This window comes from Stenotrophomonas sp. TWI602, from assembly GCF_039674045.1.
In the GTDB taxonomy this organism is placed as follows: domain Bacteria; phylum Pseudomonadota; class Gammaproteobacteria; order Xanthomonadales; family Xanthomonadaceae; genus Stenotrophomonas.
The window spans coordinates 208,079-222,222 of the sequence record NZ_JBDJMT010000003.1 but is presented as its reverse complement, the minus strand read 5'-3'; the positions used below and the strand labels follow the sequence as shown (position 1 = coordinate 222,222).

The following is a 14,144-nucleotide window of genomic DNA, read 5'->3' as shown; positions in this document are numbered from 1 at the left end:
ACGCGCGCGCTGTCGCAGCCGCGCCGGGTTGGCACGTCGGTAAGGGGAGGGGGCGTGGGGGAAGGAAACGGCAGGTAACGGGCGTTGGCAGGTGCAAGGCCGTGTTGCTGGCCAGCGGCGCGATGGGCGCGGAGGCTGGCGGTCAGTGCGGGTGCGCGGGCACACCGGCGGCTGGGGTCGTACGGAAACTGATCGGGCATTTCGACATCCCTACAAATCCTATGTAAGGAATATTTAGCCTGATCAGGTATATGTCAAGCGCAATCAGAAAACATAATCCCATTGCGGACTATTGCGCTGCAGCATTTCAGCGGGTGCCGAACGGCGTTGCCGCGCGGCCTGATCTGTCCCAGGGGCGTACGCCGGGAAACGGGTCGCTATCGGCCGCGATCGTCGCTGCGGCCGATCGCGATGCTCAACGCTGCCGGCTCAACCCGACGTCACGGCACCGTCGGCCGCGGCGGCACGCTGTGGTGCAGGTGCAGCATTGCCGGCGAGCAATGGTCGGGCACGTCGCTCCAGGCGCAGCATCAGCACCGCAACCAGCATGCAGGTGCCGGCCATCAGCGAGAAGAAGACGGCACTGGAGAGCGTTGACCACAGCGTGCCGACCGCGCCGGCCAGCAGATTGCCGCCGAACGAGGCCAGGAACCAGAACGCGATGATCGTGGCACCAAAACCGACCGGCGCCAGCCGTGCGAACAGGCCCAGTCCCACCGGCAGGATGAAGAGCTCGCCGAAGGTGAAGATCGCAAAGAACAGCACGGCCCACAGCCAGCCCACCTTGGCCGACGGTTCACCGCCCAGCATCGCCACCAGGGCAAAGGACAGGCCGACCACCGCAGCACCGATCGCCATCTTGGTCAGTGCGGCGGGCTCGCGGCCGTTGCGGGCCTGGCGGGTCCAGTGCTGCACCAGCATCGGCGTGATCAGGAACACCAGCAGCGGATTGAGCGAGAAGAACCAGGTCATCGGCAGGGTGAAATCGGCGGTGAGCACGCGGTCCACGCCGGTATCGAGCCAGATCGCGATGGTGTTGCCGATCTGCTCGTAGGCCAGGCGGAACACTACGATCAAGCCGGCAATCATCGCCATCACCTGCAGCAGCGGGCGGTAGGCTGGCTGCCACAGGGCGGAGAAGGGCAGCGTGGCGCGTTCGCTGCGCGGCGGATCCGGCGGCAGATGGCGGCGGCCGGTGATGTAGATCACCAGGCCGAGCAGCATGCCGATGCCGGCCGCGGAGAAGCCAACATGCCAGCCATACACCTCACCCAGCGTGCCGCAGATCAGCGGGGCGAGAAACGCACCGAGGTTGATGCCCACGTAGTACACATTGAACGCCGAGCCACGGCGCGGATCATCGCGCTGGTACAGATCGCCGACCTGGCCGGGCAAGGTCGGCAGGAACAGCCCGTTGCCGAGCACGATCGCCAGCAATGCCGGATACAGCAGTGCATCGAAGGCCATCAGGAAGTGGCCGAACGCCATGATCGCGCCGCCCAGGATCACGGCCCGCCGCTTGCCCAGCCAGCGATCGGCGAGCATGCCGCCGAACACCGGGCTGAGGTAGGCCAGCGCCGTGTACAGGCCGTAGACCATCGAGGCCTGTTCCTGCGAGAACAGCAGCTGCTTGGTCATGTAATAGACCAGCAGCGCCCGCATGCCGTAATAGGAGAACTTCTCCCACATCTCGGTGAGGAACAGGATGGTCAGGCCTGGCGGTTGCCCGAACCAGGCCTTGCGCGGTGCATCGAGGGTCATCGGGCAGGGCGTCCGTAGGTCAGAGCTGCAGACCGGTGCTGATCAGGCGCTGGGTAATGGCGACGAACGCCACCACCAGGCCTGCCAGTGCGACGACCCAGGCACCGTAGCGGCGCACGCGCGGCCAGCTGGCCGGCGCGCGGACGGCCACCCAGACCAGTGCGAGGGCGGCGATAACGCTGAGCCAGGACAACGCCTGCACCAGGATCAACGGCCCGTTGGTGTACGAGGAGATCGCGCCCGGACCAGCGATCGATTTCACGTACAGCGCCCAGGCGACGACGGTGCCCAGCTGCGTGGTGATCGACAACGTCTGCAGCCAGCGCAGGCCGCGGCGTTCTGCCGGCGCGCCGACACGGTAGTAGCGGCGCACGAACACGCCCCCGATGCGTAGCACGGCCGACAGCGTCAGCAACCCCAGCGCGACGAACAGCGCCGGGCGCAGCCACGCCGGCGAACGCCAGCCCGGAATCGGTTCAAAGCCGAACACCGAGGCGAACGGGCCACCGGAGAAGTACACCGGCCGGCCGTCCTTGACCTTCACTTCCAACAGGCCGCGGCCGTTCTCCTGCTGCCACAACCACGGCGACACCTCGCGCCAGCGCAGCAGCTGGCCGTTGAGGCCCTTCTGGCCATCCACGGTGATGGTGCCGTCATCCTGCGGGTGCACACGGATCGGTGCGAACAGCGTCAGCATGCGCAGATAGGAACTGTCCGAGCGGCGCGTGCTCTGCCAGCTCGTCCCGGCCAGCGCAGCGGCGTGCTCGCGCGCCATCGCAGCATCGACGCCCGGGCCGGCGCGTTCGATCGGCAGGGTCGGCAGGAAATTCTCGACGAAGCGCTCCCACACCTGGGCGCGCAGGGCAGAACCGGCCGCATCACGCCCCACGCTGTTGGTGGAAACGAAGACGCCGATGTTGCGTTCCGGGATCATCCACAGCCACGAGTAGAAGAACAGCATCGTGCCGCCGTGCGAGCGCGTGTCGTAGCCCCCGGTGTCCGAGGCCATCCAGCCCAGGGCCATGCGCGGCAGATGCGGCAGGATCGCCGGCTGCGGGGTCAGCATCTGTGCGTTGGTCTCGGCGCGCATGATGCGCTGGCCGTCGAGCTCACCATGATTGAGCGTGGCCATCATGAAACGTGCCATCGCCGAGCCGGAGGCATACAGACCGCCCACGCCCGGCGCGGTGTTCTTCTCGGCCGGGTAGCTTTTGCCCGAGCCCAGCAGATAGCCCTTGGCGGCGTGCGGCAGCAGCTCGGCCGGCAGCTTCTGTTCGAAGCTGGCGTACTGCATGTCCAGCGGCTGCAGGATGTGCTGCCTGGCGTAGTCCTCGAAGCGCTGGCCGCTGACCCGCTCGACGATGTACGAGGCGATGCCGGTGGCGTAGTTGGAATACGCCGGCGTGGTGCCCGGTGCGGAGATCTGGTTGGGCACCCATTCCTTGAGGTAGTTGTCGCGGTTGGCCGGATGGTCCGGGCCGAGCACGATCAGGTAGCGCATGCGCTCTTCCAGACCGCTGGTGTGGGTCATGATCTGGCGCAGCGTGATCGGCTCACCCTTGGCCGGGACCTTGATGTCCAGGTAGGTGTTGATGTCGGTGTCCAGGTCCAGCTTGCCCTGTTCCACCAGCTGCATCACCGCGGTCCAGACGAACAGCTTGGAGATCGAGCCCGGGCGGAACAGGGTGGTCTTGGGATCCACCGGCGTGCGCTTTTCAACATCAGAGAAACCAAAGCCGCGCTCGGTGACGACCTTGCCGTTCTCGACCACGGTGACCACGGCGCCGGCGAGATCGCCCTGCGCCATCAGATAAGGCACCAGGCCATCCAGGAACGTATCGACACGGGCCGCATCCAGCGTGCCGGTGGCGGCCGGTGCGGGCGTGAGGGTGTCCGGCGTCTCGGCAGCCACCGGTGCGGCGGGTGTCGCGACGGGCGTGGGTGCCTGCGCATGCAGCGGCGAGAACGCGGCGGTGGAGGCCAGCAGCAGGCCGCAGATCAGGGGGCGCCAGAGACTCATGCCTGCACTCCCTTGCCCCACACGGCATCTTCGCAATGCACCAGGCCCTCGTCGTAACGCAGGCCCGGCACGCGATCGTCGCGCAGGAACAGCGGGCCATCCAGATCCACCACGTCGCAATGCTGGCCCACGATGAAGGCCGGGCCCATCGCCCAGCTGCTGCCGATCATGTTGCCGACCATCACCTGCATGCCCAGCGAGCGTGCCTTGCCGACCATCGCCAGGCTTTCGGTGAGGCCGCCGGCCTTGTCGAGCTTGATGTTGATGACGTCGAACAGACCTGCGAGCGCTTCGATCTCTGAAACGTCCTGCACGCTCTCGTCGGCGGCGAACGGCAGCGGCCGCGCGAAGCCGTTGAGCTCGGCTTCGCGACCGCGCGGCAGGGGCTGTTCCAGCAGCTTGATGTCGTTCTCCAGCAGCACCGGAATCAGCGCATCGAGCACATCCACGCTGTAGCCCTGGTTGGCGTCCACGCCCATCCACACCTCCGGGCGCACCTTGCGCACCGCGCGCACGCGCTCGATGTCGATATCCAGGTCACCGCTGAGCTTGAGCTTGAGTGCCTTGGCCGGCGCATAGCGTCCGGTGGCGATCGACTGCATCGTCGCCGGGTCATCGGCGCCCAGCGTCCAGGTGGTCAGCAGCGGCCGGGTCTGTGAGAGTCCGGCCAGCGCCCAGGCATGCTTGCCGGTGCGGCTTGCTTCCAGATCCCATAGCGCGCAGTCCAGCGCGTTGCGCGCACCGCCGCGGGGCAGCAGCTGCTGCAGTTCGGCGCGGGTGATGCCGGCTTCGATCCGCGCACGCAGCAGTTCCAGCGTGGCCAGCATCTGCTCGGGCGTGTCATTGAAGTAGTACACGCCGCTGGCTTCGCCACGGCCGCGATGGCCGTCCTCTTCCAGTTCCACGCGCAGCACCGGCGCGTTTTCGAACACGTAACCGCTGATCCGGAACGGGGCCAGCAACGCAAGCGAGTCGATCTGCAGGGTCAGTTTCACAGGATGTCTCCAGCCCCACGGCGGGGCCATGGGTCAGTAGTTGAGAGCGAAGTCGGCCAGGCCCATCAGGACCAGGGCGTAAGCGAGCACGCAGGCCGACAGCAGCAGCAGCGCGGCCCACAGGCGCGCCAGCCAGCCGCGTCCAGCGCGGACCGTCTGCACCAGGTTCCAGGCCGTTGCGCCGATTCCGCCGATGATCGCGATCACCGTGGCGATGCCCAGCCCGATCACCGCCGGATCCAGACGATCGTCCAGGCGCGCGAAATCGGCAGACGCCCAAGCCATCACGGCCATCGCGGCGGCAGGCACCAGCAGCAGGAGCCAGCAGGCGGCGCGGCTCAGGCGATAGGCCAGCACGGTGCTGCGCGGCCAGCCCAGCACGCGGCCATGGCGGCGGCGGACGAACGCGGCGATCGGCCACGCCAGCGCGGCCAGTGCCAACACCGCCACCGCAGCGGTCAGCAACGGCTTGAGCCACAGCGCCGAGCGGTAGCCTTCCGCGACGAGGAACACGTTGAACGGGGAGGAGGAATCCACCGCGAAGCCGACCGGCTTGCCGTCCTTGAGGATGGCGGCCAAGCGCAGTTCGCCGTTGTTCGCCTGCCACAGCCACGGTCCGATCGGCTTGAAGGTGGTCGGCTGCCCGTTGGGCTGCTTCAGGCGCGGCAAGCGCAGGCTGCCATCGTCGAGGGCTTCCAGGCGCGTCTGGGTGAGGATGCCGGTGCGGCCGATGCCGGTCTCGGCGCGACGCGAATCGAGATAGCTCGGTGCGGCCAGCTGGCGGGCCTGCGCCTTGGCCAGCGCCGCGTCGACGGCCGCTGCCGGGGCCGAGGTGGCCGCCGGGAAGTAACGGTCAGCGAAGTTTTCCAGCAGTTCACGCCGGATCGGGCCGGTGATGCCATTGGCGCCGGCGCTGTTGAGCGAGACGAACAGGCCGACATCGTGATCGCGGAACAGGAACAGCTGTGAGTGGAACGAGTAGGTGTCACCGGCGTGTGACACCACGCGCTGGCCGTTGACATCGATCTCGTAGAACCCGAGCGCCATGGTGTTCAGTGGCGGCGCGAAGCGGGTCTGCGGGGTCAGCATCAGCTGGCTGGTCGCGGCCTTCAGGATGGCGGTGTCGTGACCGCCGGCTGCACTGAGGTGCGCGATCATGAAGCGCGCCATGTCGCTGCCGGTGGCCGAGAGGGCGCCGGCCGGCGCGGACGGGGTCACTTCGAACTCACGCGGCTTGCCCGAGCCGAGGGCATAGCCCTTGGTGACCAGGGCGCGCAGCGCCGGCGGCAACGGCTGGCGGAAGCTGGCGTGCTGCATCTGCAGCGGCACGAAGATGTGCTGCTCGACATACTCGGCGAAGGGCTGGCCCGACACGCGCTCGACGATGTAGCCGGCCAGGCTGGTGCCGTAGTTCGAGTACGCGGGCACGGTACCGGGCGCGAAGATCTGCGCCGGCACGCGGCGCTTGAGGTACGGCCCCAGTTCAATGCCACCGGCTTCGGCCACGGCCTCGCTGGTCCACATGTACTTGATGTTGGCCTCGAAGCCGCCGGTATGCGTCATCAGCTGGCGCAGCGTGATCGGCAGGCCGCGTTCGGGCACCTTGAAATCCAGGTACTGGTTGATGTCCGCGTCCAGATCCAGCTTGCCCGCTTCCACCAGCTGCATCACCGCGGTCCAGGTCATCAGCTTGGAGACCGAGGCCATCCGGAACAGCGTGCGGTCCGGATCCACCGGCGTCTGCTTGGCCACATCGGAGACGCCGTAGCCGCGGCGGACCAGGATCTTGCCGTCCTTGACCACGGTGACCACCGCACCGGCGATATCGCCGCGCGCGATGGCATACGGCATGAAGCCATCCAGCCAGGTGGTCGCATCGTCGGCGGTCAGCCGGGCAACGGAATCCACGCCGGCAGGCGGTGTGGCCGCCTGGGGTGGGGAGGATGGCCGCTGTGCGTCGGCCTGGAAAGACAGCAACAGCCCACAGCACAAGCCGACAAGCCCTGACAACGCACGCATGTGACGATCCCCTTCAAACCATCTCAATCAGACAACAATATTCCTGATCAGAGAAATGTCAAATGCGCGTGATCGTGATTGGATCGCGCGAACCGGGCTGAATGTGACGTTTGGACGCCCAGCGCAGGCCGTTTTTTGGCCATTGAGAACGTTTTCAGGGCGCAGAGAAGCGCTTAACGCGGCGAACGCGACAAGAAAGCATCCTGATCAGGATGGCATTCATCTCTACGTAGTATCGTATCGGCAACTTCACCAGCAATAGCCCAAAGGTCCTGTCGATGAGCCCCAAAAGCCCGACGCTCGGAACCCTGCTGCGCGGTCTGCGCACCCGCCAGGGATGGACGCTCAAGGAAATGAGCGAGCACACCGAAATTCCGCTGTCCACGCTGTCCAAGATCGAGCATGACCGCTTGACCTTGACCTACGACAAGCTGCAGCACCTGTCCCAGCGCTTGAACCTGCGCATGTCCGAGCTGTTCTCCGAGCCGGAGACCGACAGCGCGCCCAAGCCGGTCACCGCGCGGCGCAGCCTCGGCTCGCTCGACAAAGCGCTGCGGGTGCAGACCGACAACTACGATTACTACTACCTGTGCACCGAACTGCGGCGCAAGCGGATGATCCCGATCCTCACCAAGGTGCGGGCCAAGACCACCGCCGAGTTCGGTGAGCTGGTCCGCCACCCGGGCGAAGAGTACGTGCATGTGATCGAAGGCCGCATCCAGGTCCACACCGAGTTCTACGATCCGGTGGTGCTGGAGACCGGGCAGGGCATCTACATCGACAGCCAGATGGGCCACGCCTACATCGTCGATACCGGCTGCGAGGAAGCGGTGCTGCTGGCCGTCTGTGCCAGCGCGGACGAGGATCTGATGGAATCGCTGATCACCCTGCATGAGCAGGAGGGCGGGGTCTGACCTTCCCCAGTCTCACCACGTCGCCTCCAGCCGGCGGAACGGCTGCGTGAGCAGTACACCGCGTGCGTCGTAGTCAGTGAGCCTGCGCCCATCCGCCCGCACGGACGTCGGGCGTGTCCGGCTCGGCCACCACACGCGCACCGCGGTGTCCTTGCGCAGTCCCTTGCCCAGCGTGACCTGCAGCGCTCCGTCGCGCTGCCAGGCCTGCAGCGCCAAGGTGCCATAGGCGGTCGGCAGGCGATCCACGGCCAGCCCATCGCCGGCCAGCCATGACGGCGGGGTGCCCGGCAACAGTGACAGTGCGTCATCGTCTTCGCGCATCAGCATCCCGAACAGCGTGCGCCCGTATTCGGCACCGATCCAGGTATGCGGCATGTCGCCGAGGTAGCGCGGGAAGCGCAGCCGCGAGTGCACCACCTCGGCCAGCACCTGCCATTCCAGCGGGCGGCGGTCGTGCAGCAGGCCCTGCAGCAGTTCGTCGGCCGCCTCGGGCTGGTCCAGGTGCACGTAGCTCAGCACGTTGCGGATTTCATACGGCGTGTAGGCGTACAACGCGCCCGGCTCGCCGCGCTTGCGCACATCCTGCAGATACCGCGCGAACGTGGTGCGCAGTGCCTCGGCCGGCAGCACATCCTGTGCGCCGGTCGGGTCGAGCGCGATCGACACACCGGTCGGGTCGCCATCGCCAAGGTCGGCCGAAGAGGGAATGAAGTCGATGCCCTTCCACGCCATCGTGGCGCGGATCGAGGCAGCCAGCGCATCGTGCAGGGCGGTGTACTGATCGCGCGCCCACGCCGCGGTTTCGTGATCGCCCAGCGACTCGGCCAACCACGCGCCGTCATGCCAGCCCTTCAGGCCCCAGTAGTCGTCCCAGTAGCTGTGCGTGGGCGACGGGTAGCCCTCGTGGCTGATCGATGGCGCCAGGATGCCGGCGAAGCGTTCGGGCGCGGGCTGGCTGGCCATGTAGCCCGGCACCAGCGTGCGCTCGCGCAGTGCCTGCAGGAAGCGCATCGCTGCTTTCACCTTGGGCAGGTAGGCGCGCACCGATTCCGGGCCGCCATCCAGCCGCGCGACGTCGGCGACCAGACTGATGTACTGGCCTTGGCTGTCGTATTCGATATCCGAGCCGAAGCCGGTGTTGACGCTGCCGTCGTCGTTGAGGATCGGCGAGACCAGGCCGTTGGCGTGCACGCCGTGCTCGCTGTACCAGGCGAGGTAGTCGCGCGCGACCTTGGATTCGCCCATGCGCAGCAGCACCGCCGAGGTGGCCATGCCGTCACGGATGAAGGAGCGGTTGTAGTTGCGCGGGCCGGGCTGCATCGCCGGGCCGGTCTGGTTGATCAGCATGTAAGCGGCCTGCGCGCGCAGCATGTCCACCAATGAGGGGTCAGGCAGGCGCAGGCCGACCTGGCCCAGGCGCGCCTGCCAGTCGTCCGATGCACGTTTGGCCAGCGCGTCGTACGCGGCATCGGGTGCACGGGGTATGCCGGAGAGACCCAGCGCGGGCGCATCCGGCAGAGAGCCGTCTTTGGCTGCTGCCGCGGTGCCGAGCGGGAAGGCGACCACCACGGAGCGGCTGGCACCGGGTGCGAGCTGCACGCGGTAGGCCAGCGCCGCGGAGGCCAGACCATCGGTATCGCGTGCCTGCGTGACGGCGGGCAAGGTGCCGTTGGCGATCGCTGCGGTGATCTCGCTGCTGCCGTCCGGGCCGAATGGTGCCGCGCCGGCAGCATCCACCGGCGTCAGCGACTGCAGCAGGGCGCGACCATTGATGCGTACGCGTTGCCCCTCGATGTCGACTTCGCGGATCGGTGAGAGGCCACCGTTCTGCCACGGCGGATTCATCTGCATCGGCCGCACCGCCAAGGTCAGGGTGCCGTCAACGGGCGCACTGCCGGTGTTGCGCAGGCGGTGACGCACGAAGGTGACCGGCTGGCCATCGAGCTCGAGGGCGAATGCCTCGCTCTGCAGTTCAAGCCCGGGTTGTGGCGACCAGGTGGCCGAGGGCATCGGCTTCCAGCCGTCGCGCAGTGCGTGCTGCACCGGTTGGTCGGCGGCGCCTGCGGCAACACCGTCGGCATTGCGCCAGATCGGCTGCACCAGCGGCGCGCCCTTGAAGGCCTCGATGTTGCCGTACTCGTCAAAAATCGATTTCTGCCGGCCGGCATGGATGCCGACTGCGGTCCAGTAGGTCTGCTGCATGTGCAGCGAGGCCGGGAACAACGCGCGCTGCGCGCCACTGGCGGCAATCTGGTAACGCTTCATGGGCGTCATCACCGCCTTCGGCCCCAGCAGGCGCAGGCGGTCGACCTGTGGCGCGTCGCCCTCCACCGTCAGCCGCAGCGCCGTGGCGGTCACGGCCGCAGTGCCGGCCAGCCAACTCTGCTGGCGTGCAGCGGCCTGCGGATCGCGCGCAAGCTCCATCCAACTGCCCTGCGCATCACGCGCCTGCAGCCGTGCGGCGCCATGCGCGCCTGTCCAGTCCACGGCCAGGCCGGTGGTAGCCACGGCACGCGGCAAGGTGATCTCAAGCGTGTGCGTACCGTCCTTGCCACGTGGAATCGTGACCGCGCTGCCGCCTTGCCACAGCGCCGCGGCCTGGGCTGCATCCACCCCGGCCACGCGCGCACGGGTGGTGCTGTCCAACGGCTCCAGTTCGAAGATCGACACGCCCCAGTCCGACGTGCGCTCCGGGCTCGCCAGGCGAAGGTAGCGGGCCTGGCGCGGCGCGAAGTAGAGCGTCTCGATACCGCCGAGTGAATCGCGCATGGTATAGGCCGGCTGCCACTGCTGGCCGTCCAGCGAGGTCTGCAGGGTATAGCCCTCGGGATTGGAAACGTTCCAGGTGATCTGCGCGCCGCTGAGCGTGCTCGGCGTGCCCAGGTCCACCTGGAACCAGTGGCCGGGGCTGAAGGCGCCGCCGGTCACCGTCTTCGGGTCGCCATCGATCAGGTGGCTGACCGCCATCGCCGGCACCTGCTGGGAGGAACTGCTGGCCTGCCACTGGCCGCGCGGCGGCAGGGTCTGGGCGGCAGCGCCGAAGCTCAGCGCGAGCGCAGAGAAGAGCAGGGTAGCGGCCATGACGCGGCGCGGCCGGTGCACAACAGTCGAACGGTCAGCATGCAGCCCCATCAACGTGCTCCTGATCTGAACGACCCCGACGGCGGGGTGGAGGTCACGCTAGCAGGGGCTGTAATCGTTTACATGACGCGTCGCAATATCGAACGCGGCATCAGGTGAGTGGATTTGCGATCGGCTCGCGCGCGTCAGCGAATGTCCGTGCGCAGGCTGCCGCGGATCTGATCGCGCCAGACCCCGGCGACGCCGGCCTCGTCGGCAAAGTGCGGCCAGCGCAGCACGCTGTGCCGGACCTGCTCAATGATGTCCCGGGCGCGGCGGGCATTGATCGAGGCCGTCGCGGCACAGGCGGCCAGGTCGGCCACGTCGAACCCCTCGCGCTTGCCGTTGATCGACATCTGGTGCCGGGCCGTCCAGTCGCCGTCCGGGTTGTACGCCCAGGTGATGTCGAACGCCGGGGACAGCGACCATTGGCCCTGCCGGTCCATCAGGTAGGCGATGTTCTTGACGTGGTCGTCCTGGTTGCGCGCGATCACGTTGAACACCATCCGCCGGAACTGTTCCTCCAGCTGCGCCATCGGCAGGCGCAACTGACGCATGACCAGCAAGGCCTGCTCGTAGGAGTAGGCAGTGGGATCATTGAAGTCGAAGTGGGCCATCGCCGCCAACGACTGCATATGGTGCTTCCCACCGGCCTCGGTGCGGTCGAAGCGTTGGGTCATGAAGTGGCGGCGGCCGCCTTCCTCGAGCAGCCGGCACTCGCTGATCTGGATGCCCGCATCACGCGCCATCAGCGCGTACGCGTACTCGACCACGCCGTAGCCCTTGGGGTCCGCCAGTTCCTTGTCGCGGTTGTTCTGCACGCCATCGAACTTGAGCAGCCAATAGCTGAAGCCTGGCGCTGCCGCGGCTTGGCCCGATCGGACCTCGCCGGTGCTTTCGTTCCAGGCGATCACGGCTTTGGCCCGTGCGCCACCGGCCGAGGTGCCCACGCGCAGAATGTCGCGCAACGCATCGGCGCGTTCTTCATCGCCGAACGAGGCACGCAGGTTGTCGCGGTTGCTCAGGACCTCGGTGGCCAGCGCGACCAGGGCATCGATCTGGATCTTGTGTGCCGTGCGGACGCGCGGCCCATGCACAGGCGAGAACTCCAGCGCCCCCATGCCGCGCGTGCCGGTATAGCAGAGCCGCTCCACCGCATTGAAGCTGTCCGGCGTACGGCCCTGGGTCGCCAGCCACGCGTTGATCAGGGTATTGCCGTACTTGTCCGGCAGGGCGTCGGCGAGCAGGCCGGGCAGGCCATGGAAGCCGGAAGGGTTGAGGGAGGGGAAACCGTAGATCCGATCCGCCTCGAGCGGCATGGTCAGTGGGGCGACCTCAATGCTGGAACGTGCGAAGGCCGGGTCGTAGGCAAATTGTGCGATCCGCTCGCCGTCGGCCAGCGTCACCGCGCCGATCCGGCTGCCCCACAGGCGCACCTCGGCCGTGGTGCTCATTGCTCATCGCCCCAGGTCCACGGCTTGGCCGGTGCCGCCGCGGCCGCCCCCGGTCGCGCGCGCTGGCGCGGGTGGCCGCGGCGCTTCAGCAGATCGAGCGGATTGGGGCCGTCGCTGGGCAGCATCACGTCCAGCGCATCCAGCCTGCCGAGGGCCCGCAGGCAACGGATCAGGTTGGCCAGCTGGGCGGGCGTGCCGTCTTCGAGCCGCTGCACGGTGCGCTTGGAGACGCCGGCCGCATCAGCGAGCTGTTCCTGGGTGATGCCCTGCGACAGGCGCATGCGGGCAAGGCGGTGCCCGAGCTCCACCAGGACAGCCTCGTCGGTCATCAGATGTGTGATCGTCATAAAGTGCCCCTCTTGACGCTTTATCATCCACTATTTGGATGTAGCGTCAAGAATGACGCTTTGTGGCACTTAAATGAGATTAATCGAAAGCGTCACAGATGGCTATTTAACTGGCAAAAATCGCATAAAGCGCCACAAATGACGTTTAACGATACATGTATTAACTGAGGCCATTGGGACCCCGAAACCCTGCGCTCGCACAATGGGCACCGGCCAAGCAGCGGCAATCACAGGGATCGGGTCGACACGCCGTCCACCTGTGCCGGCGTTCAATGCACGGTGTTTGCTAAATTTCGCAGTCCACACTGGTCGCCGCGCACAAAAGGACCTTGAATGAAGATTGCCGTCGCCGGTACCGGGTACGTGGGCCTGTCCAACGCGGTGCTGCTCGCACAGCATCACCAGGTGGTGGCGCTGGACATCGATCCGGCCAAAGTGGCGATGATCAATGCCCGCCAGTCGCCCATCGAAGATGTCGAGATTGAAGACTTCCTCGCCAACCGCGCGCTGAATCTCACCGCGACGCTGGATCCGGCGCAGGCCTATGAGGGCGCAGATTTCGTCATCGTCGCCACGCCGACGGATTACGACCCCAAATCGAATTACTTCAACACCGGCTCCGTGGAGGCGGTGATCGGCGATGTGCTGCGGATCCATCCGTCTGCCGTCATCGTCATCAAGTCGACCGTGCCGGTCGGCTGCACGGCCGCGTTGCGGGCCAAGTTCAACACCGACGCCATCCTGTTCTCGCCGGAGTTCCTCCGCGAAGGCCGCGCGCTGCATGACAACCTGCACCCGAGCCGGATCATCGTCGGCGAGCGCTCCGAGCGCGCCGCGGTATTCGCCGAACTGCTGAAGGAAGGCGCGATCAAGAAGGACGTGCCGGTGCTGTTCACCGACGCGACCGAGGCGGAGGCGATCAAGCTGTTCTCCAACACCTACCTGGCAATGCGGGTGGCCTACTTCAACGAACTGGATACCTACGCCAGTTCGCACGGGCTGGATACGCGCCAGATGATCGAGGGCGTCAGCCTGGATCCGCGCATCGGCGGTCATTACAACAACCCGTCCTTCGGCTACGGCGGCTACTGCCTGCCCAAGGATACGAAGCAGTTGCTGGCGAACTACAGCAAGGTGCCGCAGAACCTGATCCACGCCATCGTCGAGTCCAACCGCACGCGCAAGGATTTCATCGCCGATGACATCGTGGCCCGCAATCCGAAGGTGGTGGGCATCTACCGGCTGGTGATGAAGGCCGGCTCGGACAATTTCCGCGCCTCGGCGGTGCAGGGCGTGATGAAGCGGATCAAGGCGAAGGGCATCGAGGTCATCGTCCACGAGCCGGTGCTCACCGAGGCGACGTTCTATCGCTCCCGCGTGGTCAACGATTTCGCGGCGTTCCTTGCCGAGGCGGACATCATCGTCGCCAACCGGCTGACGCCGGAGCTGGAGGGCGTGGCGGACAAGGTGTACACGCGGGATCTGTTCGGCTCGGATTGAGCCTGGAGAGCATC

At 66.7% G+C, this 14,144-nt stretch carries 9 protein-coding genes; 2 read left to right on the top strand and 7 right to left on the bottom strand.

Features of this window, described 5'->3' with window-relative positions; translation table 11 throughout:
* Positions 1-429: 429 nt before the first annotated feature.
* Genes ABE483_RS05590 through ABE483_RS05575 form a run of 4 tightly spaced genes read right to left on the bottom strand, consistent with a single transcriptional unit; the run spans position 430 to position 6,684 of the window.
* A complete protein-coding gene (locus tag ABE483_RS05590; RefSeq protein WP_313212691.1) occupies positions 430-1,761 on the bottom strand; it encodes a peptide MFS transporter in 1,332 nt (443 codons plus the stop codon).
* Positions 1,762-1,780: 19 nt separating this feature from the next.
* Positions 1,781-3,781: a serine hydrolase domain-containing protein gene (locus ABE483_RS05585; RefSeq protein WP_313212692.1), complete on the bottom strand. Its 2,001-nt coding sequence runs from the start codon at positions 3,779-3,781 to the stop codon at positions 1,781-1,783.
* Positions 3,778-4,776, bottom strand: a complete 999-nt coding sequence (locus ABE483_RS05580; protein ID WP_346481308.1) for a dipeptide epimerase — start codon at positions 4,774-4,776, stop codon at positions 3,778-3,780. Before ABE483_RS05580 ends, ABE483_RS05585 begins: the two co-directional genes overlap by 4 nt.
* Positions 4,777-4,809: 33 nt before the next feature.
* Positions 4,810-6,684 (bottom strand): serine hydrolase domain-containing protein, encoded by a 1,875-nt coding sequence (locus ABE483_RS05575; RefSeq protein ID WP_346481307.1) that lies wholly within the window; start codon positions 6,682-6,684, stop codon positions 4,810-4,812.
* A gap of 389 nt (positions 6,685-7,073) precedes the next feature.
* On the opposite strand from ABE483_RS05575, the gene ABE483_RS05570 reads away from it, so the two are divergent.
* Entirely contained in the window at positions 7,074-7,709 is a 636-nt protein-coding gene (locus ABE483_RS05570) for a cupin domain-containing protein (protein WP_070427228.1), read from the top strand.
* Positions 7,710-7,721: 12 nt separating this feature from the next.
* Here ABE483_RS05570 and ABE483_RS05565 read toward each other — a convergent pair whose 3' ends face one another.
* From ABE483_RS05565 to ABE483_RS05555, 3 genes are all read right to left on the bottom strand, one after another.
* Entirely contained in the window at positions 7,722-10,841 is a 3,120-nt protein-coding gene (locus ABE483_RS05565; protein WP_346481306.1) for a discoidin domain-containing protein, read from the bottom strand.
* A 134-nt stretch (positions 10,842-10,975) separates the two neighbouring features.
* Positions 10,976-12,283: a HipA domain-containing protein gene (locus ABE483_RS05560; protein ID WP_346481305.1), complete on the bottom strand. Its 1,308-nt coding sequence runs from the start codon at positions 12,281-12,283 to the stop codon at positions 10,976-10,978.
* Complete coding sequence (locus tag ABE483_RS05555) at positions 12,280-12,630, bottom strand: helix-turn-helix transcriptional regulator (RefSeq protein WP_313218099.1); 351 nt, start codon at positions 12,628-12,630, stop codon at positions 12,280-12,282. The genes ABE483_RS05560 and ABE483_RS05555 overlap by 4 nt, the downstream gene beginning before the upstream one ends.
* 333 nt (positions 12,631-12,963) lie before the next feature.
* Here ABE483_RS05555 and ABE483_RS05550 point away from each other — a divergent pair, with 333 nt between their 5' ends.
* The gene (locus tag ABE483_RS05550) at positions 12,964-14,130 is read left to right on the top strand and encodes a nucleotide sugar dehydrogenase (RefSeq protein ID WP_346481304.1); all 1,167 of its coding nucleotides are present in this window, start codon (positions 12,964-12,966) and stop codon (positions 14,128-14,130) included.
* Positions 14,131-14,144 lie beyond the last annotated feature (14 nt).

Bases quoted from the DNA above. Each gene is read 5' to 3' on its own strand.
- ABE483_RS05560 (WP_346481305.1), bottom strand. From the start codon at position 12,283: ATGAGCACCACGGCCGAGGTGCGCCTGTGGGGCAGCCGGATCGGCGCG.
- ABE483_RS05565 (WP_346481306.1), bottom strand. From the start codon at position 10,841: ATGGGGCTGCATGCTGACCGTTCGACTGTTGTGCACCGGCCGCGCCGC.
- ABE483_RS05550 (WP_346481304.1), top strand. From the start codon at position 12,964: ATGAAGATTGCCGTCGCCGGTACCGGGTACGTGGGCCTGTCCAACGCG.
- ABE483_RS05585 (WP_313212692.1), bottom strand. From the start codon at position 3,781: ATGAGTCTCTGGCGCCCCCTGATCTGCGGCCTGCTGCTGGCCTCCACC.
- ABE483_RS05590 (WP_313212691.1), bottom strand. From the start codon at position 1,761: ATGACCCTCGATGCACCGCGCAAGGCCTGGTTCGGGCAACCGCCAGGC.
- ABE483_RS05570 (WP_070427228.1), top strand. From the start codon at position 7,074: ATGAGCCCCAAAAGCCCGACGCTCGGAACCCTGCTGCGCGGTCTGCGC.
- ABE483_RS05555 (WP_313218099.1), bottom strand. From the start codon at position 12,630: ATGACGATCACACATCTGATGACCGACGAGGCTGTCCTGGTGGAGCTC.